This window comes from Nocardia sp. NBC_00416 (genome assembly GCF_036032445.1).
Classification (GTDB): domain Bacteria; phylum Actinomycetota; class Actinomycetes; order Mycobacteriales; family Mycobacteriaceae; genus Nocardia.
This window is the reverse complement of the sequence record NZ_CP107932.1, coordinates 6,428,131-6,452,192: the sequence shown is the minus strand read 5'-3', so window position 1 is coordinate 6,452,192 and position 24,062 is coordinate 6,428,131. Positions and strand designations below refer to the sequence as shown.

The window sequence follows — 24,062 nt, the reverse complement described above, 5'->3', positions numbered from 1 at the left end:
CCTAGGTGACCAGTTCACCGGAGACATTGCGCGACACCTCGTCCGGCAGCACGGTGGAACCGGAACCGCCCAGCCGGTAACGCGCGCCCCGATGCTCGGGCGGCAACCGGTCCCCGCGCTCGAACAGCGCGTTGCGCAGGGTGCCCGGCACGTACTCACCGGGATAGGCGCCGCGCTCTGTCAGCACCGGGATGACATAGCGGACGATGTCCTCGAAGGTCCCGGGCGTGATCGCGTACGCGAGGTTGAATCCGTCCACATCGGTCTCTTCGGCCCATTCCTGCAGACGGTCGGCCACGGTCGCACCCGACCCCACGAACACCGGGCCGATCCCGCCGATCCCCGCCCACCGGCCGATATCGCGGACCGTCCACTCCCGGCCGTCGTCGTCGAACTCCTGGAACGCGGCCACCGCCGACCTGATCGCGTTGCTCTCCACCTCGCCGATCGGGTCGTCCAGGTCGTAGCGGGACAGATCGATTCCCATCCAGCCGGACATGAACACCAGCCCACCCTCGACGCTGGCGTAGGACAGGTACTCCTCGTGCTTGCGGTGCGCGGCCGCGTCGGTGGCATCGGTGACGATGGTGGCGAGCGCGTAGATCCGGGCGGCGTGCCGATCGCGACCGGCCGCTTCCAACGCTTCCCGGATATTCGTCACCGTCTGGGCGAGCACCCGTTTCGACGGCGCGGCGACGAAGATCGCCTCGGCGTTCTCCGCGGCGAACCGCACACCGCGCGGCGAGGCGCCCGCCTGATAGATCACCGGGGTCCGCTGCGGGGACGGTTCGGACAGGTGCACACCCGGGACGGTGTAATGCCGCCCGCTGTGGCCGATATGGTGCACCTTCGCCGGATCCACGTAGATATTCGCGACCGGGTCGCGCACGACCGCGTCGTCCGCCCAGGACCCCTCCCACAACTTGTAGAGCACTTCCAGGTATTCGTCGGCCTGGTCGTAGCGGTCGTCGTGGTCGAGCTGATCGTCGGCACCGAAATTGCGTGCGGCAGAAGGCAGATAGCCGGTGACGACGTTCCAGCCGACCCGGCCGCCGGTCAGATGGTCCAGCGTGGACAGCCGCCGGGCGAACGGGTACGGATGCTCGAACCCGGTTCCGGTGGTGATGCCGAACCCGAGGTGGTCGGTCACCGCCGCCATGGCCGACACCAGCAGCAACGGATCGGCCACCGGGATCTGCGCGCCCTGACGCAGGGCAGCCCGGTCGTCGCCGCCGTAGACGTCGTAGGTGCCGAGTACATCGGCGATGAAGAGTCCGTCGAAGCGACCCCGCTCGAGCAGTGCGGCCAGCTCGGTCCAGTAACCGATCTCCTTGTAGCGGTGCGACTGGTCGTCCGGATGCCGCCACAGTCCGGGTGACTGGTGCGCGACACAGTTCATATCGAAGGCGTTGAACCGGATCCGCCGGGTCATCAGCGTGCCTCTTCCGCGGGCTTGCGCTCACCGGCGCTCCAGGCGAACGGCAGCTGGGCCCCGTTGAGCAGATGGTCGCCGATGGCCCGGGCCTTCTGGACGGCCGGATTGTGCACCGAGATGGTGCGCGCGTTGCGCCAGTGCCGGTCCAGCCGCAGCCCCTCCGACGTGATGGAAGCCCCGCCCACCTCGAACAACTGTGTGGTGGCCGACAACACGGTGTCGATCACCCCGAGTTGCGCCTGGGCCGCGGCCAATTCGGCCTCGACCAGCCCCTTCTCCTCGGTGGCCCCCGCGGCGAGCACCTCGTCGAGCACATCGGCGACCGCGAGGACACTCGCTCGGGCGCTGAACGACGCGGCCGACAGTCGCCCGATCACCTGCTGCACGAGCGGATCGTGCCGCGGCAGATCGGCCGCCGAATGGGTGTATCCGCGACGCCGCGCGGCAACCCATTCCCGGGTGTCGCGTTCGGCCCGCTGCGCGATTCCGGCCAGCACCGCGAGCTGGATCAGCTGCAGGTAGGAGGTCGAATAGGTGGCCCCGGCGTCACCGTAGCCCGGTCCGAGGATCCGGTCCTGCGGCACCGCGACCCCGGTGAACTCCGTGGTGCCGCTGGCGGTCAGGCGCTGACCGAATCCGTCCCAGTCGTCGTGCTGGCGCACACCGTCGGCGTCGGCGTCCACCAGGACGCTCACCCGCTCACCGTCCCGATCGGCGGCGACGAGAATATGGTCGGCGTAGAGCGACCCCGTGCTGTAGTACTTCGTACCGTCCAGCTTCCAGCCGTCCTCGGATTCGGTGAGCCGCGTCTGATAGCGGCCCACCGCGCCGACGCCCGGTTCGGTGATCGCATTGCCGACCAGCGTTCCCGCCGACACCGCCCGCAACCACTGCTCACGGGCCGGACCGGCCTCCGCCAGCAGCTGATCCTCCACGAACACGAAATGCACGCGCAGTGCCTGCGGCAGATTGGATTCGGCCGCGGCCAATTCGATCAGCTGCCGGAACAACTGCCGGACGCTGGCGCCGTACCCGCCGTATTCGACCGGTACCCGCAGCGCACCGAAATGCGCCGCGCGCAGTCGGCGTACTTCGTCGTGGGCGAGCCGGCGGTCGATCTCGCGCTCGACCGCGCCGGTCGCGATATCGGCGTAGATCGGCGCGAACACCGCGTCCAGATCGGTATCGGAGACAGGTTGTGCGGTGGAAGTCATCACCCCACCATCACCGACGCCGAACCGACTCTCACCAGTTAGGCGCAGCGAGAGCGAAACACTCGCCGCCAAAAAATCCCGCCGATTCCAACCGGTGACGTCGCGAGCGCGGTCCGTCAGGATCAGAGACCGGCCCGGCGAGGAGCTGGCCATCGCATCGTCCGTTCGCGAGCCCCTCGAAGGAGATTTCGGGATGAGTCTGTCGTTCCACTGGTTCCTACCCACCTACGGCGATTCGCGCGGCCTGATGGCCGGAGGTCACGGCACGGCCATGTCCGGCGACCGGCCCGCCTCGCTGCGCTACCTGAACCAGATCGCGGGCGCGGCCGAGGAGAACGGGTTCGAGGCGGTGCTCACCCCGACCGGCGCGTGGTGCGAGGACGCGTGGCTGGCCACCGCCATGCTGGTGGAGACGACCGAAACCCTGAAGTTCCTGGTGGCGTTCCGCCCCGGACTGGTCAGCCCCACCCTGGCCGCGCAGATGTCGGGCACCTTCCAGCGCCATTCCCGGGGCCGGCTGCTGCTCAATGTGGTGACCGGCGGCGAACCGCACGAACAGCGCGCCTTCGGTGATTTCCTGGACAAGGAGCAGCGCTACGAGCGCACCGGCGAGTTCCTGCACATCGTGCGGGAACTGTGGGAATCCCGCGAGCCCTTCAGCTTCGAGGGCACACATCTGCGGGTCCAGGACGCGTTGCTGAACAACCACCCCGATCCGTTGCCCCCGATCTTCTTCGGCGGCTCGTCCGCGGCGGCGGGTCCGGTCGCCGCGCGATACGCCGACACCTACCTCACCTGGGGCGAACCGACCTTCGCCGTCGGCAAGAAACTGGAATGGATCCGCGGCCTGGCCGCCGATCAGGGCCGCACCCTCGACTACGGCATCCGCCTGCACGTGATCACCCGCGACACCTCCGAAGCGGCCTGGGCGGAGGCCGACCGCCTGCTCGAGGGGATCGATCCGGCCGATATCGAGCGGGTGCAAGCCAATCTGGCGCGCAGCGAATCCGAGGGCCAGCGGCGCATGCTCGAACTGCACGGCGGCAATACCGACCGCCTGGAGATCGCGCCGAACCTCTGGGCGGGCGTCGGCCTGGTCCGTGGCGGCGCGGGCACCGCCCTCGTCGGCTCGCACGAGGAAGTCGCCGAACGGCTCATCGAGTATTCGCGCCTCGGCATCACCCACTTCATCCTCTCCGGCTATCCGCACGTCGAGGAGGCGTACTGGTTCGGCGAGGGTGTGCTGCCGATCCTCGAACGGCGGGGTGTGTGGCGTCGGTCGGTCGACCGCGCCGCCGGTCCGGTGGGCACGCCCTTCGCCACCGCGTCCACCAGCTGAGCGGCCGATAGGCGGGTGGTCGGCAGCGCCCGGGTCGGCTTCCGCCTCGAGCGTGTCGTCGGCCCGGGTTTGCTCGGATACGAGGTGATTTCGACGGTCACACGAGAATCAGTGTCCGGCTGCGGGACTCACGGCACAGGACAGCTCCGGCGCAGATGACGCCGTTCATGACCGCAGTCTCGGTTACTGGCAGCAGTTGGGATCCAGGACCGAGCACAGCGCGGCGAGGGCATCGCGGTGAGCGCGGTGCATGACGCTCATGCCGTGACGCTCGGATCGGACCAGTCCGGCTTTGCGGAGCTGGCCGAGGTGGTGGCTGACGGTGGATTCTGCGAGGCCGACCGCGGTGGCGAGGTCGCCGCCGTTGACACCGGTGACCGGGTCGGCCAGCAGTAGCGACATGAGCTTCACGCGGACGGGGTCGGCGAGGGCTTTGAGCCGCAGCGCGACGTGCAGGGCCGCTTCGTCGTCGACCGGGCCGGCGGCCACGGGGGCGCAGCAGACGGGTGCGGTGGTGTCGATGACGGGCAGCGCTTTGGGCATGTCCCGACCCTACCGAAAGAATTGACATATGTCGAAAAGGTGGCACACTCGTCCGTGTCAGCTCTTCGACATATGTAACATAACTGGAGGTCGTCATGTCTCGTGTGCAGCTCGCTCTGAATGTCGATGATCTGGAACAGGCCGTCGGGTTCTACTCGACGCTGTTCGGCGCGCAGCCCGCGAAGCGCAAGCCCGGGTACGCGAATTTCGCGATCGACGAGCCGCCGCTGAAGCTGGTGCTGATCGAGAACCCCGGCCAGGGCGGCAGCGTCAACCATCTCGGCGTGGAGGTCGATACCTCGGAGAAGGTGCACACCGAGATCGCGCGCCTGTCCGAAGCCGGGTTGTTCACCGAGGAGCAGATCGCGACCACGTGTTGCTTCGCCACCCAGGACAAAGTCTGGGTCACCGGCCCGAATTCCGAGCGGTGGGAGGTCTACACCGTGCTCGCCGATACCGAGCACTTCGGTGCGGCCCCGGTGTTCGCCGAGATGAGCGACGGCGAGGCGGTGCAGGCGTGCTGCGGCACCGACCGCGGCGACAGCGCCGGTGCGGAATCCGGGGTGGCGTGCTGCACACCGGCCACCGCCCAGTAGCCCGCTCCGGGAGTGACCGAGTCCGATACCGCGCCCGCGGTGGTGGTGTTGCCGCGGGCGCGGCGGCGCCGGGTGTCGGCGGTGCTGCGTACGACCCAGATATCCAGCTGGGGGATCCTCCATTACGCGTTTCCGGTGCTGTCGGTGTCGATCACCCGCGAGACCGGCTGGTTGGCCCCGGTGATCACCGCCGCTTTCTCGCTCGGCCAGCTCGCGACCGCCCTCACCGGCATTCCCGTGGGCGCGGTCATCGACCGCGACGGCACCAGTTCGGCGATCAAGGCTTCGACGCGGGTGCGGATCTCGTCGCGGATCGGGCGCACCGCCTCGACACCCTTCCCAGCCGGGTCCGGTAGGTCCCAGTCGCGGTAGCTGATACCCGGGAACACCGGGCAGGTGTCACCACAGCCCATCGTGATCACCACCGTGGAGGACTCCACCGCCGCGGAGGTCAAGATCTTCGGCGCCTGCGCGGTGATATCGACGCCCACCTCGGCCATGGCTTGCACAGCCGCGGGATTCACGTCGGCAGCCGGCGCGCTGCCGGCGGAACGGACCTCGATCGCACCGGCGGCGAGGTGGGTCAGGAATCCGGCGGCCATCTGGGATCGGCCGGCGTTGTGGACGCAGACGAACAACACACTCGGCACCGGGGTCACCGGAACACCGCCTCGACCGACGGAGCGGCATCACGGAACCGGTTGCGCAGCGCCAGGGACACATAGACCAGCCCGACCAGGACCGGGACTTCGATCAGCGGGCCGACCACACCGGCGAGGGCCTGACCCGAGGTCGCACCGTAGGTGCCGATCGCGACCGCGATGGCGAGCTCGAAGTTGTTGCCGGCCGCGGTGAACGCCAGCGTGGTGGTGCGCCCGTACCCCAGGCCCATGACCGCTCCCAGCAGATAGCCACCACCCCACATGATCGCGAAGTAAGCGAGCAGCGGGACCGCGATGCGGACGACGTCGAGCGGCCGGGCAGTGATCCGGTCGCCTTGCAGGGCGAACAGCACCACAATGGTGAACAACAGCCCGTACAGGGCCCACGGCCCGATTCGCGGGAGCAGCGTCGACTCGTACCGGTCCCGGCCCTGCGCGCGCTCCCCGAACCGGCGGGTCAGATATCCGGCCAGCAGCGGGATGCCGAGGAAGATCAGCACCGACTTCGCGATCTGCCACGGGGAGGTATCGATCGCGTTCTGCTCCAGGCCCAGCCACCCGGGCAGCACCGACAGGTAGAACCAGCCCAGGACGGCGAACATGAGGACCTGGAAGACCGAGTTCAACGCCACCAGCACCGCGGCGGCCTCCCGGTCACCACACGCCAAGTCGTTCCAGATGATCACCATCGCGATACACCGCGCCAACCCCACGATGATCAACCCGGTCCGGTACTCCGGCAGATCCGGCAACAGCAACCAGGCCAGCGCGAACATCAGCGCCGGACCGAGCAGCCAGTTCAGCACCAGCGACCCGGCCAGTAGCCGCCGGTCACCGGTGACGGCGCCGAGGCGGTCGTAGCGCACCTTCGCCAGCACCGGGTACATCATGACCAGCAGCCCGATCGCGATCGGCAACGAGATCCCGTCGACCTCCACCGCCGCCAGCCCCTCCCCGAGACCCGGGATCACCCGGCCCAGCAGCAGCCCGGCGGCCATCGCCACACCTATCCACACCGGCAGAAACCGATCCAGCGTCGACAATTTCGTGACCGCACCCGGGCGGCTGCTGGTCGCGGCCGTGTCGGCGGTCATGCGCGCACAGCGGCAGCCGTGCCGCTCTCCAGCGCCAGCACCTCGGAGAGCCGTCGCAATTCTGCGGGGACTATCCGGTAGTACACCCAGGAGGCGCGGCGCTCACTGGTCAGCAGGCCGGCATCCCGCAGCACCTTCAAGTGGTGCGAGATCGTCGGCTGGGTCAATTCGATGCCCACCGACAGATCACACACACAGGCTTCCTGCCCGGCCCGCGACGCGATCGAGCTCAGCAACCGCAGCCGCACCGGATCCGACAACGCTTTGAACACCGCCGCCAACTCCCCCGCGGCCGCCGCCGACAACGGCTCCCGCACCCGGGGAGACGGGCTGCAATCCTCGATCGGCGCCAGCAGTGACTTAGACATACATCGATATTGACAACCATCTATCCCGAACGCAAACGCACGGCACACGTGCGACCACCTGGTGCGGCGCCCGAGCCGGGGCGCCGCGCACCAGATGGCCGCTGGATCGGTCGCCGCCAACCCGACGGGCGATCGATCCGGAAACGCACGACCGGCGATCGGTGGGTGGGCCACCGATCGCCGGTCGTGCTCATGGATTCGTCAACGCGACAGCGAGTTGCGCAGATCGGTGATGGTGGCGCGCCGCTCGTAGGCGATCCAGGCGAAGACAGCGGCGAGCACCAGGGGGAAGATTCCCATCGCGGGCTCACCGGCGATGAAAGCCTGCGTCCCGGCCGCGAGCACGGTGAGAACGGACAGACCCGCGGCAGCCAGGGCACTGAGCCGTGGCACCATCAGGCCGATACCGCCCGCGACCTCCACGACTCCGATGAAGATGAGCAGCCCGAACGGGATGGTCAGATTCTCGGGGGCGTTGTCCACCAGGGCGTTCGGCATAACGAGCTTCGGCCCGCCGGAGGCGATGATGAAGAACAGGCCGAGCAGGATCTGCAGCGTCCACAGGACGCGGTTGCGCACCTTTCCGGGACGGTAGGTGAGGTCGTCGGAGAAGTTGGCGGCGGGGCTGGCAGTGGTCATTTCTGGTCCTTCAGGTCGGTCGCGCCGGGTTGGTAGCGCGTTCAACAGGTAGGACGGAGCACCGCCCGAGGAGTAATCGCTGTCCGCGAATATTTTCCGGAACCGCCGCCGCACCGGCTCAGCGCCGGATTCCGCAGACCTGCGCCGCCGGGGACGCCGCGGCAGCCGGACCGCGTTCCATGCCGACGACTCCGGAAATCATCCGCGGCAGCACCCGTTACGCGCCCGGGTTCTCGACGTGCCGAGCCAGTGGGATCAATCGATCTATCGACGAATATTGTTGGTGTGCAGCATCATTCGGTACTCGATTTCGCCGGGATCGTCGTTCGACTATGTCAAAATCGTATTATGTCGAGGTCACGCCAGCCGAGTTCGTCGCCCGCGCGGTCCTCGCCGACCTTGCCACGAGGACCCTGAGCAGCGTCGAACTCACTGCCGCGGTGAAGCCACCCACCTGAGGTTCTGGAGATCGCGCTTGCCCTGCCATTGGGTGGGTCGGCCCGAACAGGCGGGCCGGTGATGCTCAGTACGTACCGGCCCGGGGCATCCACCGCCGAGCAGACGTGCTGACGTGGGCCGATTCCACCGCTGACGCGGACAACGCGCCGATGGCTACTCTCGCCACATGACCGCATCGCAGCACGACGGCCGGACCGCGCCCCGGGCCACGGTGGCGGATGCGCTCCGCGAGGACATCCTCGCCGGACGCCTGTCGCCCGGCGATCGGCTGCGCGAGGTCGATCTCGCCGAGCGTTTCGGCGTCTCCCGGATCCCCATTCGCGAGGCGCTGTCGCAGTTGCAGAGCGAGGGCTTCGTCACCCTGGTCAGGTATCGCGGCGCGACCGTTTCGGCGCCGTCGGGGTCGGCGGCGCGGGAACTCGTGCAGATCCGGCGCGGACTGGAAGTGCTGGCTGCCCAGCTGGCCGCGCGGTCCCGGGGCGGCGCCGTGGCCGCGGAGCTCGAGCGGGTGGTGCGGCTGGGCCGGTCGGCCGACCTCAGCCACGCCCACGACGAGCTGCCCCCGCTGATCTGGCGGTTCCACACCCTGGTCGCCGAGGCGTCGGGCAATCAACAGTTGCAGGCGATGCTGGAGCAGATTCTGGAGCGGGTGTCCTGGATCTTCGGCCAGCGGCTGGAGACCCGGACGCCTATCTCGTGGAGTGATCACGCCGCGATCGCGCAGGCGATTCTCAACGGTTCCCCGGTGCAGGCGGGCTATCTGATGGACGAGCACATCGCGCGGGACGAAGACCTGCTCGACGATATGGACGCCGGGGGTTCGGCGGGCTGATCCTGTCGGAACGGCTGTGATATCGCGGCCGCCCAGCACTCACCGGACGGAAATCGACTGCGCGGCAGCGGATGCGAACGGCAGGGATCTACCGGCTCAATCGACGACCCTTCACCAAGTTTGTATACAAAGATTTCCGCGGATCGGCATACCGGCAGATAGTTCACTGCGATGGAACCTTGAGCAACATCCACGAAACAGTATTTGTATACAAATTCTGGTGTTGCTTGTTTCTTCTGCCCGAGGCCAGGTCCCATGTCCACAGACGCTGCCCCGACCCAGTCGCCGCCGCTAGCACCACCCGCCCGACCCTCCTACTGGCGTACCGCGCTCTTCGGGATCCAGCATGTGCTGGTCATGTACACCGGCTGCGTCGCGGTCCCGCTGGTCTTCGGCGCCTCCATGGGGCTGGACACGTCCACCATCGCCACCCTGGTGAATGCCGACCTGCTGGTCGCGGGCGTCATCACGCTTGTACAGGCGCTCGGAATCGGCAAGCTCCTCGGCGCGCGGATGCCGGTCGTGGCGGGCGCCTCGTTCACGGCGGTGACGCCGATGATCCTGATCGGCCAGGAGTACGGGCTGTCCGCCGTGTACGGCGCGATGATCGCGGCGGGCGTCTTCGGCATGCTGGTCGCGGTCCCGTTCTCCAAACTGGTGCGGTTCTTTCCCCCGATGGTGCGCGGCGCGGCGGTCACCATGATCGGGCTCTCGCTCATCGGCAATGCCGTCTCCATGACCTTCGGCGACGAACCCGCGGGCGGTGCGCCGCTGGCGCTGGCCGCCGGGGTGATCGTCACCATCATCGCCCTGATGCGTTACGGCCGCGGCCTCATCGCCCAGTCCGCGGTGCTGATCGCCCTGGTCCTGGGCACGGTCGCCGCCGCCGCGTGCTCGCTCACCGATTTCGGCGCTGTCGGCACCGCCGCCTGGTTCGGACTGCCGAACCCGTTCCTGTTCGGCACCCCGACCTTCCCCATCGCCGGAATCATCTCGATGTGCCTGGTGATGCTGGTGATCTTCACCGAATCCACCGCCTACCTCATGGCCACCGCGGACAGCCTGGGCCGGCCCTTGGCGCCGAAACAGCTCGCCCGCGGGTTGGGCGCCGACGGCGCGTCGGCGGTCCTGGGCGGGTTCCTCACCTCTTTCCCGGACACGATCTTCGCCCAGAACGTCAGCCTGGTCCGGATGACCGGGGTTGCGAGCCGGGGCGCGGTCGCGGTCGCCGGTGGACTGCTGGTGGCGCTGGGTCTGGTGCCGAAAATGGGCGAGGTCGTCGCCAACCTGCCCGGTGCGGTGATCGGCTCGGTGAGCCTGGTCATGTTCGCCACCGTCGCCGGGGTCGGCATCTCCACGCTCGCGAAGGTGGACTACTCACGTAACGACAACCTGCTGGTGGTGTCGCTGGCCATGGGCATCGGCATGATCCCGGTGGTCGCCCCCGACGTGTACGAGGGGCTGCCGTCGTCGGTCCGGATCATCGCCGGTGGCGCGATCACCAGCACCGTCGTCGTGGCATTCGCCCTCAATCTCCTGTTCAACCACCTCACCCCCGCCCGCACCCCGAAGGAGAGCGCCGCATGACCGGTATCGCCCTGCTGACCGTGCCCACCACCGACCCCGGCGATACCCGCCCCTTCGAGGTGCTCGCCGAATCCGGTTACCGCGCAGATGCCCTCGTCTCGGTGATCGGCAAAACCGAGGGCAACGGCTGCGTCAACGATTTCAGCCGCACGCTGGCCACGGCGGTCTGGGAGCCGCGTATCCCGCAGTCCGCGGTCACCGTGTTCTCCGGCGGCACCGAGGGCGTGCTGAGCCCGCATGTGAACCTGCTCGTCCGCGACGACCGCCCGCATCCCGGGTTCGACCGCGGCCTGGTCGCGGCCGCACGGCGCAGCCGGGTGCTCGAACCGGTGGAGATCGGCCGGGCGGCACAGGTCGACACGGTCGCCGACACGGTGGGCAAACTGCTCGCCGAACTCGGTGTCACACCCGCCGACGTCCATCTGGTGCTGGTGAAATGCCCGCTGCTCACCTCGGACAAGGTCACCGCGGTGCAGGCGGCCGGCCAGGCGCCCGTCGCCTCCGACACCTACGCGTCGATGGGGTGGTCGCGGGCGGCGAGTTCGCTGGGTATCGCTGTCGCGCTGGGTGAATGCGATCGCGACACCGCGCTGCTGGCCTTGGCCGGAGAAGCCGAGGTCTGGTCGGCGCGGGCATCGGCCAGCGCGGGCGCCGAACTCGACGACTGCCATGTCCTGGTGGTCGCCGAGAGCCCCACCGCGGCCAATCCGCTGCGCGCGGTCCACGGCGAGATGGCCGACGCCATCGACCTCGCCTCGGTCCAGCGGCTGCTGGACCGAGTGGCGGCCGCCGGTGGCACAGTGCGCCAGATCTTCGCCAAGGCCGAGGCCGATCCCACCGGTTCGGTGCGCGGACTGCGCCACACCATGCTCACCGATTCCGATATCAACGCCACCCGGCACGCTCGCGGCGCGGTCGGCGGGCTGCTCTCGGCGCTCAAAGGCGACGGCGCGGTATATGTCTCCGGCGGCGCGGAGCACCAGGGCCCGCCGGGCGGCGGCAGTATCACCGTGATCTACGAGCTCCCCACCCCGGAACGGACCGACGGATGAGCACCACCACCCTCACCGGATCCGAGACCTCCTCGGAGAACGAGGAATACGAGAACAGTCCGGTACCGGCCGACCGCAGGCGCGGGCTGGGTTCGATATCGGCGGTGTGGTTCGGCTTCCCGATGGTGCTGACCTGCGCCATCTTCGGCGGACTCATCGTGTACTCGCTGGGCTTCTGGCCCGGCATGCTCGCCATCGCCGTGGGCAATCTCTGCATGATGGGTTATGTCGGCGCGCTCAGCGTGATCGCCGGGCGCACCGGCAAGAACTTCGCGCTCACCGCCGCCGGGACCTTCGGCAGAGCCGGGGCGTTCCTCCCGTCGGCCTTCCTGGCGACCATCGTCATCGGCTGGTTCGCCTTCCAGACCGGGATGGCCGGCGCCATCCTGCACGACACTCTCGGCTGGCACGAACAGTTCACCGCGCTGGCCGCCGGGATCGCGTTCATCGGGGTCACGCTGCTCGGTATCCGGGCGCTGTCGGTGATCGGCATGATCGCGGCGCCCGTGTACATCGTGCTCGGGCTGGCCGCCGTGGGGCTCGCGGTCGCCGACGGCGGCGGCGCACCGACCTCCTATCAGGGCGGTGCGGGCACCGCGGCCATGAGCTTCGGTGCGGCGGTGACGCTGGTGATCGCCTCGTTCATCGACTCGGGCACCATGACCGCCGATTTCACCCGCTGGTCCCGCAACGGCCGCGAGGCGTTCCTCGCCGCGGCGTCGGCCTTCCCGGTCGGCAATATGATCGCGTTGATCATCGGCGGGCTCGTGGTCGCGCTGGGCGGCAGCGCCGACCCGGGTGCCGACGGCGGCAACTTCCTGGGCCTGCTGGTCGATCACGGCGGCCTGCTGGTTCCGCTGGCCGTGGCGTTCGTGTTCATCAACCTCGGCTCGGTGTGCGCACACTGCCTCTACAACGGCGCGGTCGGCTGGAGTCAGCTCTCGGGCGGCCGGATGCGGCGGCTCACCCTGATCCTCGGCGTGGTCGGCGTGCTGCTCGCGGTCGCGGGTATCTGGTCGTACTTCGAACAGTGGCTCAACCTGCTGGGCGTGATCGTCCCGCCGATCGGCGCTGTCGTGATCCTCGACCAACTGGTCCTGCCCCGGTTCGGTCTCGGCGCCGACGACCGCCGCGCCCGCTGGCACTGGCCGGCGTTCACCGCCTGGGCAGGTGGTGCGGTGGCCGCCCTGATCACACACCATTTCGCACCCTGGCTCTCGGACGCCGTCATCGGTTTCGTGGCCGCCGCCCTCATCCTCACTCTCTGCTCGACCCGCACCGCGCGACCCGACAAGGAGCTCACCGCATGACCGTCACCACCGTGGACGCCACCCCCTACACCTGGCCCTTCGACGGCCCCGTCGACCCCGCCCGCACCGCGCTGCTGCTCATCGACTGGCAGACCGATTTCTGTGGCCCCGGCGGATACGTCGACCAGATGGGTTACGACCTCTCCCTCACCCGCGCCGGACTCGAACCCACCGCGCGCGTGCTGGCGGCAGCGCGCGAACTGGGTCTCACCGTCGTCCACACCCGCGAGGGCCACCGCCCCGACCTCTCCGATCTGCCCGCGAACAAACGCTGGCGTTCGGCGCGGGTCGGCGCCGAGATCGGCAGCGTCGGCCCGTGCGGGCGCATCCTGGTGCGCGGCGAACCCGGTTGGGAGATCGTGCCCGAGGTCGCGCCGATACCCGGCGAACCGATCGTCGACAAACCGGGCAAGGGCGCGTTCTATGCCACCGACCTCGATCTTCTCCTGCGCAGCGCGGGCGTCACCCACATCATCCTCACCGGTATCACCACCGATGTCTGCGTGCACACCACGATGCGCGAAGCCAACGACCGCGGGTACGAATGCCTGATCCTGTCCGACTGCACCGGCGCCACCGAGCAGAAGCACCACGAGGCGGCGCTGAGCATGGTGACCATGCAGGGCGGGATCTTCGGCGCGGTCGCGACCTCGGACCAGCTGCTGGCCGCTCTCGGTAAGCAATCCGTCACCGCATGAGAGTCGTGCTGATCCACGGCGTGGCCACCGACAGCCGGGTGTGGTCGGGGACGATCGCCGCCCTCGGATCATCGGTGACGGTCCACGCCCCCGACCGCCCGCAGTCCGGCGATATGGACATCGAGGTCGCCGCCCTCGCTCCGCTGTGCGAGGGCGCGTTCGTGATCGGCGTGAGCGGGGGCGCGACTCTCGGGCTGGCGCTGGCCGCACGAGGTGTCGAATTCACCGGGGCACTGCTGCACGAGCCGGCCGCGGGGTCGCTCGCGCCCGGGCTGCTCGACGAGGTCGCGCGAGCGTTCCGGCGAGACGGTGTGGCCGGGTTCGGCCAGGCCCTGTACGGACCGAGTTGGACACCGGCGATGACCACCGCGACCTCCGCGACCGTCGCCGGGGAACTCGCGATGTTCCGTGCATTCGAACCGGAAAAGGTAGGACACCTGGCGGATCGGATCACCCTGACCGTCGGGCAGCATTCGTCCCCGGCGCGGCACCAGTCGGTCCGAGACCTCGCCGTCGCGCTCGGAACCGACCGGCAGGTGCTGCCCGATGCGGGACACGCGGTGCACCTCGAGGCCCCCGCGCAGCTCGCGGCGAGAGTGCGGGTGACTCCCCGGGCAGATCTCGGCTCGTACGTGATACCGCCGTTTCCCTGAGAACTACCCCTGCCCCGAGGACACCGACGCCGGAGAACACAGGTGTCACGCCTTGTCGTCTTCGGCATCGCGTCGACCCGCTCGGCGAGCGTCGGGTCGCTGGGTTGCGGGCACCGCCGGGCGCGTCGTTGGAGTCGGTTCGCGCAGCGCTGTAGGACAATCTGCGTATGCCCGAGCGGTCACCGCGGCGGCAGCGCGAACGCAGACCGGGCACGGTCGATTCCGCGCGACGGGTTCGGATGGTGTCGAGCGCAACGAGGTGATCGCGGCGTGGGCGAACAACGAAAAGCTGTGGGACGTCGTGAGTTTCTGCGCGTCGCCGGTGGCGTCGGCGCGACACTGCTGTCGGCGTCCGCACTGAGCGGGTGCGGCGGCGACGAGGACGCGTTGACGTTCTTCTTCCAGGCAAATCCCGACGAGACCGACGGACGAATGCGGGTGATCGAGGAGTTCGGCCGCAGCCATCCGGAGATCAGGGTGCGCACGGTCCTGTCCGGACCGGACCCGATGCAGCAGATGCTGACCTTCTGCGCGGGCGGCAAATGCCCCGATGTGTTGATGGCGTGGGAACAAACCTATGCCGGCCTCGCCGATCGGGGCGTACTGCTGGATCTGAACACCATGCTCGACGATGATCCGGATTTCGCCGCCGAACTGCGGGCCGGAAGTATCGCGGCGCTGTACGACACCTTCACTTTCGAGGGCGGGCAATACGCCTTCCCGGAGCAGTGGTCGGGAAACTTCCTGTTCTACAACAGGAAACTGTTCGACGAAGCCGGCCTGGCCGTCCCGAGCCGATGGGACGACGCCTGGACATTCGCGGAATTCCTCGACGTCGGCAAGGCCCTCACCCAGCGCGATCGGTCGGGCGAGGTCGTGCAGTGGGGATTCGTCGACACCTGGGTACCGCACTATTCGGCCGGCCTGTTCGCTATGAACAACGGCTCCGAATGGACGAGCCCGCGCACCGACCCGGCTCGCTCCAATTTCGCCGACGACGCCTTCATCGAGGGCGTCCAGTTCTACGCGGACCTGGCCAACGAACACCGGGTGGCCCCGACTCCGGCGGATCAGCAATCGATCTCGGCCATGGATCTGTTCGCCCGGGGCGAGGCGGCGCTGGCCCTGGGCGGGCACTGGCGGTACCGCACCTTCTCGGATGCCGACGACCTGGATTTCGATATCACAGCCCTACCGTGCGGGCCGAAAGGCACGGGGGCACGGTCGAATATCGGCACCACCGGTCTCGCCATCTCCGCGGCCAGTCCCCGGAAGGCGCAGGCGTGGGAGTTCCTGAAGTTCGCGACCGGCCCCGCCGGGCAGGCCGTCATCGCGGAAACCGGCCTGTTCGTGCCGGCCCTCGACGCCGCGGTGCGATCCGGCGGGTTCGCCGAAGCGCATGCGAACGTGACGAACTCGGGAATCCTCACCGAGGGACCGGCACACTCCTGGCCTTTGCCGGTCACCCCCGCGTGGGCGCGGATCGATGCCCTGATGGACCGCAATATGGGCCCGGTGCTGCGCGGCGCCAGGCCCGCGACATCGCTGGCGAACCGCCTGGCTCCCGACGCGGACGAGGTGCTGCGCACCCGATGACAGCGACCGACGAGCGGGCCGTCGAGGAAACTTCGGCACCGGCTTCCCCGAGTCCACCGCGCCGATCGGCGCTCGCGAGGCGACAGGCGCGGGCCGCGCGGATATTCATCGCGCCGAACCTTCTCGCGGTGGCGGTATTCCTGGTCTTTCCGCTGGGGTTCTCGCTGTATCTGAGCTTTCAGCAGTGGGACCTGTTCGGCCCGATCCGTTTCACCGGGCTCGGCAACTTCCGCCGGCTGCTCACCGCGGATCCGTTGTTCACCATCGCCTTGCGGAACACGATCGTTTTCACGCTCGGAACCCTGCTGCCGACCGTGGCGATCAGCCTCGTCGTCGCCGCGGCGCTGAACCAGCGGGTCAGGGGGATCGGCTTCTTCCGGACCGTCATGTTCCTGCCGCTGGCGGTGTCGAGTGTGGTCATGGCCGTGATCTGGCGTTTCGTATTCGACACCGACAACGGGCCGCTCAATATGATCCTCGGCTGGATCGGACTCGGTCCCGTTCCCTGGCTGGTCGACCCGAACTGGGCGATGGTGTCGGTGTGCCTGGTCAGCACCTGGAAGAGCATCCCGTTCGCCACCGTGGTCCTGCTGGCCGCCATGCAGGGTGTACCGGAAGATCTGTACGAGGCGGCAAAGATCGACGGGGCGGGCGGAATACGACGATTCGTATCGATCACGCTGCCGCTGATCCGGGGCGCCCTGTCTTTCGTATTCGTCATCTCGATCATCAACTCGGTGCAGGCCTTCGACCAGATCTACGTACTCACCGGCGGCCGCGGCGGACCGGAGACGGGGACCTACGTCTTCGGCATCATGATCTTCCAGAACGCGTTCGCGTTCGGCGACGCCGGCTACGCGTCCGCCATCGCCTGGCTGATCTTCCTCGTCCTGTTGTCGCTGACCGGCGCACAACTGTGGTTCAGCCGTAGAAACGCCACCGAGCAATGAGGCCGGGCACGGCTCGACGCCGGCGCGCACGCGGCCTCCTGCGGGCCGCCGCGCTCTACCTGGCCCTGATCGCCATGGCGTGGTGCGCACTGCTGCCCATAGTGTGGGCGCTCTCGGGTTCGGTGAAGAGCCAGTCCGAGATCACCACACCGACCCTGGCCCCGCGGCATCCGCAATGGTCCAACTACGGCGAGGTCTTTCACCTGATGCCGTTCGGCCGGATGTTTCTCAATACGATCTGCTACGCCGGGTGTATCACGGCCGGCCAGGTGTTCTTCTGCTCGCTGGCCGGATACGCGTTCGCTCGGCTGCGGTTCACCGGGCGCGACGCCCTGTTCCTGGCCTACCTGGCCACCCTCATGGTGCCGCTCACCGTAACCGTCATTCCGCAGTTCATCCTCATTCGAACGCTGGGCTGGACGGATACCCCCTGGGCCCTGATCGTGCCCGGATTGTTCGGCAACGCCTTCGGCACCTACCTGATGCGGCAGTTCTTCCGCACCCTCCCCACCGACCTCGAGGAGGCCGCGCTTCTCGACGGCTGCTCACTGTGGCAGATCTACTGGCGCGTGCTGTTACCCAATGCGAAGCCCGCCGTCATGGTGCTGACGGTGCTCACCTGGGTCACTGTGTGGAACGACTTCCTGTGGCCGTTGGTGATGATCCAACGCCAGGACATCTCCACCGTCACCCTGGGCCTGGTGTGGATACAGGGGCAGTACGTCTCGGACTGGCCGGTGTTGATGGCCGCGTCCATGCTGATCCTCCTACCGCTGGCACTCGTCTACGCCCTCGCGCAGAAAGCGTTCGTTCGAGGTATCGCCATGGCCGGTCTCGGCGGCCGATGATCTCGCTCCCCCGAGTTCGAGCACCTCGACCGACTCGACCAGCGACCTCAGCAGGTCGTGATCTTCCGTTCCCCGGGCGATCGCCCGGTCCACAGCGCGCCGGGCTGCGCCGCCGTTCAGCCACCGGACGACCTCGCAGTGCGCGGTGCTCTTCGTATCCCAGAAGGGATTCCGGGGCGCCAGCGCGCCGTTGCGCACCTCCACCTGATCGATCAGGAAGTCCCGGAGGCTGTGCACGGCCGCGGCATGCTCCAGCCGCGACCAACTCGCCAGATTCGTGGCGACGCTGCCCGCGGCGCTCCCGAACGCGCACAACAGATCGCCAGGAGCGTCCGATTCCGGATAGTCGGTGAGAATCCGGGTCCACAACGCGTCCATCAGCTCGGCCACGGCGCCTGCCTCGGGCCATGATTTCCAGTCCGCGCAACGCAGATGGTCGTACACGATCTCGATATCGGGCCAGTCCATTTCACCGGTATGGCACAGCTCCAGGATTCGCGGACAGAAGTACCGCAGGTCCTCGGCCGACCCCGCCCCGTTCATCGCCACTGTCGTGTACTGCTGGAGATCGTCGACACTCAGCAGCTTCCGAGGTCTGCTCAGCAGTGCCTCGATCTTGTCGGGGCGCAGACAGCAGGGACACGCCTCGAGGCGCGGCGGCCGCCGCGCCTGCACGAACACCGTGTCCAGCGCCGCGAGTAGTTCATCGACCGGGCGGACGTCATCGCTGCCGAGCATGGCCGAACGGTAGCAGTGCCGAAGACCGCAGTCGCCTCGATTTCGCGTCGGTGGAACCTCAGGCCGAGGGCAGTGCGCTGCGCCCACGGAGTGCCGAGCGGATCAACTCCCGGGCCTGCTCCCCGGTCACCGACTGCCCGGCCAGCGTGTCGAACGCCCGCCCGTACACGTCGATCTCCCGCGGCTGCGAGATCGTGAGTTCCGCCGCCGTCCCCTCCACCATCACGAGCCGGTTGTCGAACATGACGAAATTGGTGGACACCACCATCGCCTCGGCCGTGGCCGGCACGATGCCGATCGTGACACGAGGTAGCCCGAACACCGAGAACAGCCGGTCGAGCTGACCGATCATGACGGAATCGTCGCCGACCGTGGTGTGCAGCGCCTGCTCTGCGATGAGGAAGTGGAACAGGTGATCGCGCTGGTACAGCACGCGCTGGCGTTCCATACGCTTCGATACGGCATCGTCGATGTCGTCGGGCAGACGATGGAACTCGATGCCCCGGCGCAGTTTGGCCGCCGCGTACTCCGCCGTCTGCAACAGGCCGGGCACGATCTGCGGTTGGAAATCGCGGATATGGGCTGCCGACGCCTCGAGCTTCAACGACTTCTGCTGCCGCCGTTTGAGACCGGTACCGAGAACCTTCTGCCATTCGAGGTAGGCGACCTCGATATTGCGCGCGGTCGCCAGCAGATCCGGTAGCTGGTCCGCGGCGTCGCAGTGCCGGCAGTAGGCGCGGACATCGTCGTCGGACGGTTTTATCCGCGCGAATTCGATCTTGCTGACCTTGGATTCGTGCCAGCCCGAAAGTTGGGCGAGTTTGCGATTGGTGAGCCCCGCGGCCCGGCGAAGCTCCCGGAGTCGGGCTCCGAGAGCTTCCCGCGCGTCGTGAACGTCGGTCATTCGTCGACATACTCCATGTACGGCGTTGCCATATTCCAGAGGCGCTTTCGCACACCCCGGGCGTACCCGGCGATCCCGGGGTCCGTGGTGACGGCCAGACCGGCGGGACCACCCTGGTCGTCGACCAGGTTGTAGACCACCCGCGCGTTGTCGATCAGCCACCAGTCGTCGGCGGGCACCTCACCGGCGAGGTGCCGGGGCACGTAACGGATGTCCTCGCCCGCCTCGGCGTTGGCGCCGGTCACCGAGAGCAGCCAGCGGTGGTAGTCGGTGTGCGGCACCGTCACGACCCGCACCCGGGTCACCGAGACGCCCCGGCCCGTCGCCTCCCGGACCATCGAGTTCCACTGGTGCTTATCGGGATCCGGCAGCGCGGGCAGACCGTCGAGGAAGCGCCGGTACCGATGCGTTTCGGCCGGCACGGCATAGGCGTCCCGGACTTCGAGGTGGAAAGCCTCGAACTCGCAGTCGCGGAACATCACTGCCCAGTCCGGCGGCTCACGCTGAAGATAGAGCACCGTAGAAATTCCTTCTGGTCTTCGGAACCTCGATCGCGGTCTCGTTCGCGGCCAGATCGAGCTGATCCAAGATCTCCCGCTCGGCGACCGCGCGGCCGGTGAGGGTGAAAGTGCCCCGACCGGTATCCGTCATCGTCGAGCCGATGAAGGTGTCGGGCTCGGCGTAACCTACCAGCAGATGCGGAATTTCGATGGTTTCGGGTCTTTCCGTCTCCCAACCCTGGACCAGATAACTCTCCTGATCCGTGAGGTAGAGGCTGGGGCACCCGCCGAGATCCGAGCCACCTCTGCCGAGAAACCGCAGTTGCACAGTTCGACTCCCTATCCGATGATGAGCACGAGTTTTCCCGCACTGCGGACATGATGCACCGCGATGGCGCGAAATAGGCGCTAGAAGTACGGATTTGTGCAAACTCGTGCTCATCGCTCGCCTCGGCCGACGAGGTCTCTTATTTTCATCTCAGCTGCCGTGCCGGGTTTCTCCCCGGGCGCGGCGCGCAGTCGGCGACACGGCAAAGGGGTGAGCATGCTGTTCGAGGTGAAGGTGAGCCGCTACGGGTCCCAGTGGCTCCTCTCGGCGCCGGCGTTCGGCCTCCGCCGAATCGTCACGGACGAGAAGACCATTCGCCAAGAGGCCTACCGGATGATCGCTCAGTGCGGCGCCGCGCCCGATTCGTTCCAGGTCGAGCTGGTGTGGAACCGGGCGCTCGACACGGCCTGAAAGCAGGTTCCTCAGGACAGCTCCAGCACCGCCTTACCGTGCAGACGCCGGGACAGCAGCACCTCGGCCGCTTCGCCGATACGGTTCCACTCGCCGCGCCAGGCGATGTTCGGATCCAGCTCACCGTCCGCAACCCGCCCGGCGAGCCAGGTCAGGTCGGGACCCAGCGCCGTGCACGGCAGGAGGAAGAACGAGGTGATCGAGCGGTCACTGCGGCCTCGATCACCGAACAGTGCCCCGAACGGGAAGGTCTCGTCCCGGCCGGCGGCGTGCCCGACTGCCACGAGCGCGTCCGCTGGGTGATCACGACAGCACACCTCCCCGGCAGCCACGGCACGGTCGACTGTCGGGGAGGTGCGGGGCGGCTCCACTCGACCGGGGACAGCGGTCGACGGCGCCGAGGGTCAGGGTTTCGGTACCGCCGCGAGCCCGATGGCGGGATCGATGAACTCGTTGGTCACCAGGTCGGCGGCGGTGAGCCCCTCGGCGATCTGGTCACCTCGTTTGCGCAGGATCGGGGTGACCGCGGCGATCACCCGGTTCACCCGGGCATCGTCGAAATTACCGAGGGTGGTGTCGGGGCCGTTGCCGACGATCTTCTCGGCCACCTGGACTTTCACCGAATCGGTGTTGCCGGCCGCGGTCATCGGCGGGCCGTCGGGGATGGTGTCGGCGATCCGCAGCAGTGCCGCGTTGACCGGTTCCGGGTCGGCGATGTAGTCGACCTGCGCCTGCTGCAGCATCGGGACCAGTTTCGTGAGGCAGGGCCGCAGGGCGTCGAGTTCACCGGCGCGCACCGACCAGGCGTGCGGGTAGATCTCGTAGCCGGACTCGTGCACCAGCAGATAGTCGGTGGGTTTGCGCCAGCCCTCCACATCGTGCTCCCAGCGGTAGGGCTCGTTGGACACATAGCCCTGCTGCATCACGCGACCGTGTTCGGCGACGAACCGGCTCGGGGTGCCGTCGAACGAGGCGTCGGCCTGGTCGTCGCGCACATAGCCGTTGGCGGTGAGGTAGTCCATGAATATCTTGCCCTCGCTGTACACCACGGGGGCATTGGTGGCGGGCACGTCCTTCCACGATCGGACGTGGTAGGTCGCCGGATCCCACATCACGATCTGCGGGTTGACGTCGAGTGAGGCGAATACGCCGGTGACCGGGAATTCGGCCTGCGCCCGGACGGCGTCGTCGGTGGGGACGAAACCCAGCGTGATCGAGGTGTCCTGGTACATCTGCGCCGGCACCGGCTGGCCGCCCAGGAACGGGCCGCCCAGGCGGACTTCGACATTCACCCCGGTATCGCCGAGCGGACCGGTGTAGGAGCCCTTGTTCACGTCCACCGTGCCGTCGGGGCCGACGAGCTGGAAGGCGGCGGCGCGCTCGGGGGTGGCGTACCAGTCCGTCTGGATCACCACCGTGGACGGGCAGATACCGGCGAGCGGGCCCTCTCCGGTGGGTTCGGGGATGGAGGTGGCGCCGCCGCACGCGGTGAGCAGGGCGGCGCCGGCGGCGGCGGTCAGTGCTGAGACAGGTTTCTTCATGGATCTTCCCTGGTGACGATGGATGGGGGCGTGCGGGATACGGGAGTCCCGGGGTTCAGTGGCCGCGACGGCGGCCGTGGGCCCGCTCGACGCGGACCGCCAGGAAATCGAAGAACCAGAACAGGATCAGACCGGCCAGCGAGGACAGCAGCAGCGCGGTGAGCAGTTCCTCGGTCGCCAACCGCTGCCGGTAGACGTCGATCATCCGGCCGATCCCCGGTTCCCCCTGGCGGAAGAAGAAATCCGCCACGATCGACCCGATGATCGCCATCCCGCCGGAGATCTTGAAGCCGGAGATCATCGCCGGCAGCGCGGCGGGCAGCTGAAGTTTCAGCAGCCGCTGCGCGCGGGTGGCTCCGTGCAGGGTGAACAGATCGTGTTCCGCGGGGGCGACGGCCTTCAAGCCGAACAGCGTATTGGTGACCACCGGGAACAGCGACACCATGACGCAGACGATCACGCGGCTACCGAATTCGTAGCCGAACCAGAACCCGAACAGCGGCACCACGGCGAGGATCGGGATGGTCTGCAGGATCACGGCATACGGGTACAGGGAGTATTCGGCCCACCGCGCCTGGCTCATCACCACCGCGAAGCCCACACCCAGCACCATGGCGATGAGCAACCCGCTCAGCGCGACCAGCACCGTGGAGCCCAGCGCGGACAGGATCTCCGAACGCACCGCCGAGTCGAGGAGGCCTTCGCTGAGCACCTTCTCCGGGCCCGGCAGCAGGAATCGCGACTCCTCGGCGATGAGGTAGCGGCTGGCGAGGAACCAGGCGCCAATGACGAGCACGAACACCACGACGGGGGCGATGATCCGCACCGGCGCCGGGCGGCGCCGGGCCCGCGCCGACTGTTTCGGCTGCGACTGCGCGACGACGGTGTGGGCGGCGGTATCCGCCGCTACCGTGGTCATGCCGCGACCGCCTGTTCCGCGGTGTGCAGCGCGGCGGAGACCGCACCGGCGATCTCGGCGAACTCCGGGGTGTAGCGCAATCCCGGCTCGCGGGGAAAGTCCAGGGGCACCGGGATATCGGCGGCCACCCGGCCCGGGCGGCCGGTGAGCACGACGACCCGGGTCGACATGAACACCGCCTCCGGCACCGAGTGGGTGACGAACACACCGGCGAACGCGTCGCGGCGGAACAGACTGCCCACTTCCTCGTTGAGGCGCTGGCGGGTGATCTCGTCGAGCGCGCCGAACGGCTCGTCGAACAGGAAGACCTCCGGCCGCAGGGTGAGCGCGCGGGCGATGGAGGCCCGCATGCGCATCCCGCCGGACAATTGCGCGGGTTTGTGTTTCTCGAACCCGGTCAGGCCCACTCGATCGATGGCGTCCTGTGCGGCCGCGCGCCGTTCGGCGCGGTCCACCCCGGCCAGTTCCGCGGGCAGCTCGACATTGCGCAGCACTGTGCGCCACGACAGCAGTGTCGCTTCCTGGAAGACGTAGCCGAGACGGTCCGTGGCGACCTCGACCGTGCCGGAGCTGGCGTCCTCGAAACCGGCCGCCAACCGCAGCAGCGTCGATTTGCCGCAGCCGGACGGACCGACGAGGGAGACGAATTCGCCCGGACGGACGCTGATATCGATATCGCGCAGGGCGGCGGTCCCGTTCTCGAAGACCATCGACACGTTCCGGAACGCGAGCGCCGCATCCGGCTCGGTCGTATACATTGCCTCCCCCGAAAGGGTGGGCGCCGGGATAGCCTTTGTGCTCATGGACCAGTTCTATCGGCTGCTGATTGCCGATCGCGGTCCACCG

At 68.0% G+C, this 24,062-nt stretch carries 27 protein-coding genes and 1 pseudogene; 13 read left to right on the top strand and 15 right to left on the bottom strand.

Features of this window, described 5'->3' with window-relative positions; all coding sequences use genetic code 11:
- Position 1: 1 nt before the first annotated feature.
- Entirely contained in the window at positions 2 to 1,432 is a 1,431-nt protein-coding gene (locus tag OG804_RS28075) for an LLM class flavin-dependent oxidoreductase (protein ID WP_328391568.1), read from the bottom strand.
- Complete coding sequence (locus OG804_RS28070) at positions 1,432 to 2,649, bottom strand: acyl-CoA dehydrogenase family protein (protein WP_328391566.1); 1,218 nt, start codon at positions 2,647 to 2,649, stop codon at positions 1,432 to 1,434. The genes OG804_RS28075 and OG804_RS28070 overlap by 1 nt, the downstream gene beginning before the upstream one ends.
- 193 nt (positions 2,650 to 2,842) lie before the next feature.
- Here OG804_RS28070 and OG804_RS28065 point away from each other — a divergent pair, with 193 nt between their 5' ends.
- Complete coding sequence (locus OG804_RS28065) at positions 2,843 to 3,988, top strand: LLM class flavin-dependent oxidoreductase (protein ID WP_328391564.1); 1,146 nt, start codon at positions 2,843 to 2,845, stop codon at positions 3,986 to 3,988.
- A gap of 183 nt (positions 3,989 to 4,171) precedes the next feature.
- Here OG804_RS28065 and OG804_RS28060 read toward each other — a convergent pair whose 3' ends face one another.
- Positions 4,172 to 4,531: an Rv2640c family ArsR-like transcriptional regulator gene (locus OG804_RS28060; RefSeq protein ID WP_328391562.1), complete on the bottom strand. Its 360-nt coding sequence runs from the start codon at positions 4,529 to 4,531 to the stop codon at positions 4,172 to 4,174.
- A 95-nt stretch (positions 4,532 to 4,626) separates the two neighbouring features.
- Here OG804_RS28060 and OG804_RS28055 point away from each other — a divergent pair, with 95 nt between their 5' ends.
- Positions 4,627 to 5,127 carry an ArsI/CadI family heavy metal resistance metalloenzyme gene (locus tag OG804_RS28055; RefSeq protein ID WP_328391560.1) on the top strand — a complete coding sequence of 167 codons (501 nt, stop codon included), beginning with the start codon at positions 4,627 to 4,629 and terminating at the stop codon, positions 5,125 to 5,127.
- A 257-nt stretch (positions 5,128 to 5,384) separates the two neighbouring features.
- Here OG804_RS28055 and OG804_RS28050 read toward each other — a convergent pair.
- The 4 genes and pseudogenes from OG804_RS28050 to OG804_RS28035 form a co-directional block, all read right to left on the bottom strand.
- A pseudogene (locus OG804_RS28050) lies at positions 5,385 to 5,786 on the bottom strand (arsenate reductase ArsC); the annotation flags it as partial.
- Positions 5,783 to 6,883, bottom strand: coding sequence for an ACR3 family arsenite efflux transporter (gene arsB, locus OG804_RS28045; RefSeq protein ID WP_328391558.1), 1,101 nt, complete (start codon positions 6,881 to 6,883; stop codon positions 5,783 to 5,785). The pseudogene OG804_RS28050 and the gene arsB, both read right to left, overlap by 4 nt.
- Positions 6,880 to 7,251: an ArsR/SmtB family transcription factor gene (locus OG804_RS28040; protein WP_328391556.1), complete on the bottom strand. Its 372-nt coding sequence runs from the start codon at positions 7,249 to 7,251 to the stop codon at positions 6,880 to 6,882. Before OG804_RS28040 ends, arsB begins: the two co-directional genes overlap by 4 nt.
- A 201-nt stretch (positions 7,252 to 7,452) precedes the next feature.
- Complete coding sequence (locus OG804_RS28035) at positions 7,453 to 7,890, bottom strand: DoxX family protein (protein WP_328391554.1); 438 nt, start codon at positions 7,888 to 7,890, stop codon at positions 7,453 to 7,455.
- Between the two features lie 332 nt (positions 7,891 to 8,222).
- Between OG804_RS28035 and OG804_RS28030 the strand changes: the two genes are divergently transcribed.
- From OG804_RS28030 to OG804_RS27985, 10 genes are all read left to right on the top strand, one after another.
- Positions 8,223 to 8,348: a hypothetical protein gene (locus OG804_RS28030; protein ID WP_328391552.1), complete on the top strand. Its 126-nt coding sequence runs from the start codon at positions 8,223 to 8,225 to the stop codon at positions 8,346 to 8,348.
- Between the two features lie 167 nt (positions 8,349 to 8,515).
- Positions 8,516 to 9,181, top strand: a complete 666-nt coding sequence (locus tag OG804_RS28025) for a GntR family transcriptional regulator (RefSeq protein WP_328391550.1) — start codon at positions 8,516 to 8,518, stop codon at positions 9,179 to 9,181.
- A 255-nt stretch (positions 9,182 to 9,436) separates the two neighbouring features.
- The gene (locus OG804_RS28020; RefSeq protein WP_328391548.1) at positions 9,437 to 10,768 is read left to right on the top strand and encodes a nucleobase:cation symporter-2 family protein; all 1,332 of its coding nucleotides are present in this window, start codon (positions 9,437 to 9,439) and stop codon (positions 10,766 to 10,768) included.
- Positions 10,765 to 11,820: a ring-opening amidohydrolase gene (locus OG804_RS28015; protein ID WP_328391546.1), complete on the top strand. Its 1,056-nt coding sequence runs from the start codon at positions 10,765 to 10,767 to the stop codon at positions 11,818 to 11,820. The genes OG804_RS28020 and OG804_RS28015 overlap by 4 nt, the downstream gene beginning before the upstream one ends.
- Positions 11,817 to 13,130 carry a cytosine permease gene (locus tag OG804_RS28010; RefSeq protein ID WP_328391544.1) on the top strand — a complete coding sequence of 438 codons (1,314 nt, stop codon included), beginning with the start codon at positions 11,817 to 11,819 and terminating at the stop codon, positions 13,128 to 13,130. Before OG804_RS28015 ends, OG804_RS28010 begins: the two co-directional genes overlap by 4 nt.
- Entirely contained in the window at positions 13,127 to 13,828 is a 702-nt protein-coding gene (gene biuH / locus OG804_RS28005; RefSeq protein ID WP_328391542.1) for a biuret amidohydrolase, read from the top strand. The genes OG804_RS28010 and biuH overlap by 4 nt, the downstream gene beginning before the upstream one ends.
- On the top strand, positions 13,825 to 14,481 hold the full coding sequence (locus OG804_RS28000) for an alpha/beta fold hydrolase (RefSeq protein ID WP_328391540.1): 657 nt from the start codon (positions 13,825 to 13,827) through the stop codon (positions 14,479 to 14,481). Before biuH ends, OG804_RS28000 begins: the two co-directional genes overlap by 4 nt.
- A 270-nt stretch (positions 14,482 to 14,751) precedes the next feature.
- Positions 14,752 to 16,077, top strand: a complete 1,326-nt coding sequence (locus OG804_RS27995; RefSeq protein WP_328391538.1) for an ABC transporter substrate-binding protein — start codon at positions 14,752 to 14,754, stop codon at positions 16,075 to 16,077.
- Entirely contained in the window at positions 16,074 to 17,027 is a 954-nt protein-coding gene (locus OG804_RS27990; protein WP_328391536.1) for a carbohydrate ABC transporter permease, read from the top strand. Before OG804_RS27995 ends, OG804_RS27990 begins: the two co-directional genes overlap by 4 nt.
- Positions 17,024 to 17,875, top strand: a complete 852-nt coding sequence (locus OG804_RS27985; protein ID WP_328391534.1) for a carbohydrate ABC transporter permease — start codon at positions 17,024 to 17,026, stop codon at positions 17,873 to 17,875. Before OG804_RS27990 ends, OG804_RS27985 begins: the two co-directional genes overlap by 4 nt.
- On the opposite strand, the gene OG804_RS27980 is transcribed toward OG804_RS27985, so the two are convergent.
- From OG804_RS27980 to OG804_RS27965, 4 genes are read right to left on the bottom strand one after another with little or no spacing between them, the layout of a single operon-like run.
- Positions 17,795 to 18,613: a hypothetical protein gene (locus OG804_RS27980; protein ID WP_328391532.1), complete on the bottom strand. Its 819-nt coding sequence runs from the start codon at positions 18,611 to 18,613 to the stop codon at positions 17,795 to 17,797. The two genes, OG804_RS27985 and OG804_RS27980, sit on opposite strands and share 81 nt — an antisense overlap.
- A 58-nt stretch (positions 18,614 to 18,671) precedes the next feature.
- Complete coding sequence (locus OG804_RS27975; RefSeq protein WP_328391530.1) at positions 18,672 to 19,517, bottom strand: helix-turn-helix domain-containing protein; 846 nt, start codon at positions 19,515 to 19,517, stop codon at positions 18,672 to 18,674.
- Positions 19,514 to 20,035: a DUF6879 family protein gene (locus OG804_RS27970; protein ID WP_328391528.1), complete on the bottom strand. Its 522-nt coding sequence runs from the start codon at positions 20,033 to 20,035 to the stop codon at positions 19,514 to 19,516. The genes OG804_RS27975 and OG804_RS27970 overlap by 4 nt, the downstream gene beginning before the upstream one ends.
- A complete protein-coding gene (locus tag OG804_RS27965) occupies positions 20,016 to 20,345 on the bottom strand; it encodes a hypothetical protein (RefSeq protein ID WP_328391527.1) in 330 nt (109 codons plus the stop codon). Before OG804_RS27965 ends, OG804_RS27970 begins: the two co-directional genes overlap by 20 nt.
- Positions 20,346 to 20,561: 216 nt before the next feature.
- Here OG804_RS27965 and OG804_RS27960 point away from each other — a divergent pair, with 216 nt between their 5' ends.
- Complete coding sequence (locus tag OG804_RS27960) at positions 20,562 to 20,756, top strand: hypothetical protein (RefSeq protein WP_328391526.1); 195 nt, start codon at positions 20,562 to 20,564, stop codon at positions 20,754 to 20,756.
- 11 nt (positions 20,757 to 20,767) lie between these two features.
- Here OG804_RS27960 and OG804_RS27955 read toward each other — a convergent pair whose 3' ends face one another.
- From OG804_RS27955 to OG804_RS27940, 4 genes are all read right to left on the bottom strand, one after another.
- Complete coding sequence (locus OG804_RS27955; protein WP_328391525.1) at positions 20,768 to 21,040, bottom strand: hypothetical protein; 273 nt, start codon at positions 21,038 to 21,040, stop codon at positions 20,768 to 20,770.
- A 120-nt stretch (positions 21,041 to 21,160) separates the two neighbouring features.
- Positions 21,161 to 22,297: an ABC transporter substrate-binding protein gene (locus OG804_RS27950; protein WP_328391523.1), complete on the bottom strand. Its 1,137-nt coding sequence runs from the start codon at positions 22,295 to 22,297 to the stop codon at positions 21,161 to 21,163.
- 55 nt (positions 22,298 to 22,352) lie between these two features.
- Entirely contained in the window at positions 22,353 to 23,216 is an 864-nt protein-coding gene (locus OG804_RS27945; RefSeq protein ID WP_328391521.1) for an ABC transporter permease, read from the bottom strand.
- Positions 23,213 to 23,974 carry an ABC transporter ATP-binding protein gene (locus OG804_RS27940; RefSeq protein WP_328398783.1) on the bottom strand — a complete coding sequence of 254 codons (762 nt, stop codon included), beginning with the start codon at positions 23,972 to 23,974 and terminating at the stop codon, positions 23,213 to 23,215. Before OG804_RS27940 ends, OG804_RS27945 begins: the two co-directional genes overlap by 4 nt.
- Positions 23,975 to 24,062 lie beyond the last annotated feature (88 nt).

Excerpts from the sequence above, each read along its gene's own strand:
- OG804_RS28020 (WP_328391548.1), top strand. The coding sequence starts at position 9,437 with ATGTCCACAGACGCTGCCCCGACCCAGTCGCCGCCGCTAGCACCACCC.
- arsB (WP_328391558.1), bottom strand. The coding sequence starts at position 6,883 with ATGACCGCCGACACGGCCGCGACCAGCAGCCGCCCGGGTGCGGTCACG.
- biuH (WP_328391542.1), top strand. The coding sequence starts at position 13,127 with ATGACCGTCACCACCGTGGACGCCACCCCCTACACCTGGCCCTTCGAC.
- OG804_RS27960 (WP_328391526.1), top strand. The coding sequence starts at position 20,562 with ATGCTGTTCGAGGTGAAGGTGAGCCGCTACGGGTCCCAGTGGCTCCTC.
- OG804_RS28040 (WP_328391556.1), bottom strand. The coding sequence starts at position 7,251 with ATGTCTAAGTCACTGCTGGCGCCGATCGAGGATTGCAGCCCGTCTCCC.
- OG804_RS27975 (WP_328391530.1), bottom strand. The coding sequence starts at position 19,517 with ATGACCGACGTTCACGACGCGCGGGAAGCTCTCGGAGCCCGACTCCGG.
- OG804_RS28010 (WP_328391544.1), top strand. The coding sequence starts at position 11,817 with ATGAGCACCACCACCCTCACCGGATCCGAGACCTCCTCGGAGAACGAG.
- OG804_RS28055 (WP_328391560.1), top strand. The coding sequence starts at position 4,627 with ATGTCTCGTGTGCAGCTCGCTCTGAATGTCGATGATCTGGAACAGGCC.
- OG804_RS27945 (WP_328391521.1), bottom strand. The coding sequence starts at position 23,216 with ATGACCACGGTAGCGGCGGATACCGCCGCCCACACCGTCGTCGCGCAG.
- OG804_RS28000 (WP_328391540.1), top strand. The coding sequence starts at position 13,825 with ATGAGAGTCGTGCTGATCCACGGCGTGGCCACCGACAGCCGGGTGTGG.
- OG804_RS27990 (WP_328391536.1), top strand. The coding sequence starts at position 16,074 with ATGACAGCGACCGACGAGCGGGCCGTCGAGGAAACTTCGGCACCGGCT.
- OG804_RS28060 (WP_328391562.1), bottom strand. The coding sequence starts at position 4,531 with ATGCCCAAAGCGCTGCCCGTCATCGACACCACCGCACCCGTCTGCTGC.
- OG804_RS28070 (WP_328391566.1), bottom strand. The coding sequence starts at position 2,649 with ATGACTTCCACCGCACAACCTGTCTCCGATACCGATCTGGACGCGGTG.
- OG804_RS27985 (WP_328391534.1), top strand. The coding sequence starts at position 17,024 with ATGAGGCCGGGCACGGCTCGACGCCGGCGCGCACGCGGCCTCCTGCGG.
- OG804_RS28015 (WP_328391546.1), top strand. The coding sequence starts at position 10,765 with ATGACCGGTATCGCCCTGCTGACCGTGCCCACCACCGACCCCGGCGAT.
- OG804_RS27980 (WP_328391532.1), bottom strand. The coding sequence starts at position 18,613 with ATGCTCGGCAGCGATGACGTCCGCCCGGTCGATGAACTACTCGCGGCG.
- OG804_RS28025 (WP_328391550.1), top strand. The coding sequence starts at position 8,516 with ATGACCGCATCGCAGCACGACGGCCGGACCGCGCCCCGGGCCACGGTG.
- OG804_RS28075 (WP_328391568.1), bottom strand. The coding sequence starts at position 1,432 with ATGACCCGGCGGATCCGGTTCAACGCCTTCGATATGAACTGTGTCGCG.
- OG804_RS28065 (WP_328391564.1), top strand. The coding sequence starts at position 2,843 with ATGAGTCTGTCGTTCCACTGGTTCCTACCCACCTACGGCGATTCGCGC.
- OG804_RS27940 (WP_328398783.1), bottom strand. The coding sequence starts at position 23,974 with ATGTATACGACCGAGCCGGATGCGGCGCTCGCGTTCCGGAACGTGTCG.
- OG804_RS27950 (WP_328391523.1), bottom strand. The coding sequence starts at position 22,297 with ATGAAGAAACCTGTCTCAGCACTGACCGCCGCCGCCGGCGCCGCCCTG.
- OG804_RS28030 (WP_328391552.1), top strand. The coding sequence starts at position 8,223 with ATGTCAAAATCGTATTATGTCGAGGTCACGCCAGCCGAGTTCGTCGCC.
- OG804_RS28035 (WP_328391554.1), bottom strand. The coding sequence starts at position 7,890 with ATGACCACTGCCAGCCCCGCCGCCAACTTCTCCGACGACCTCACCTAC.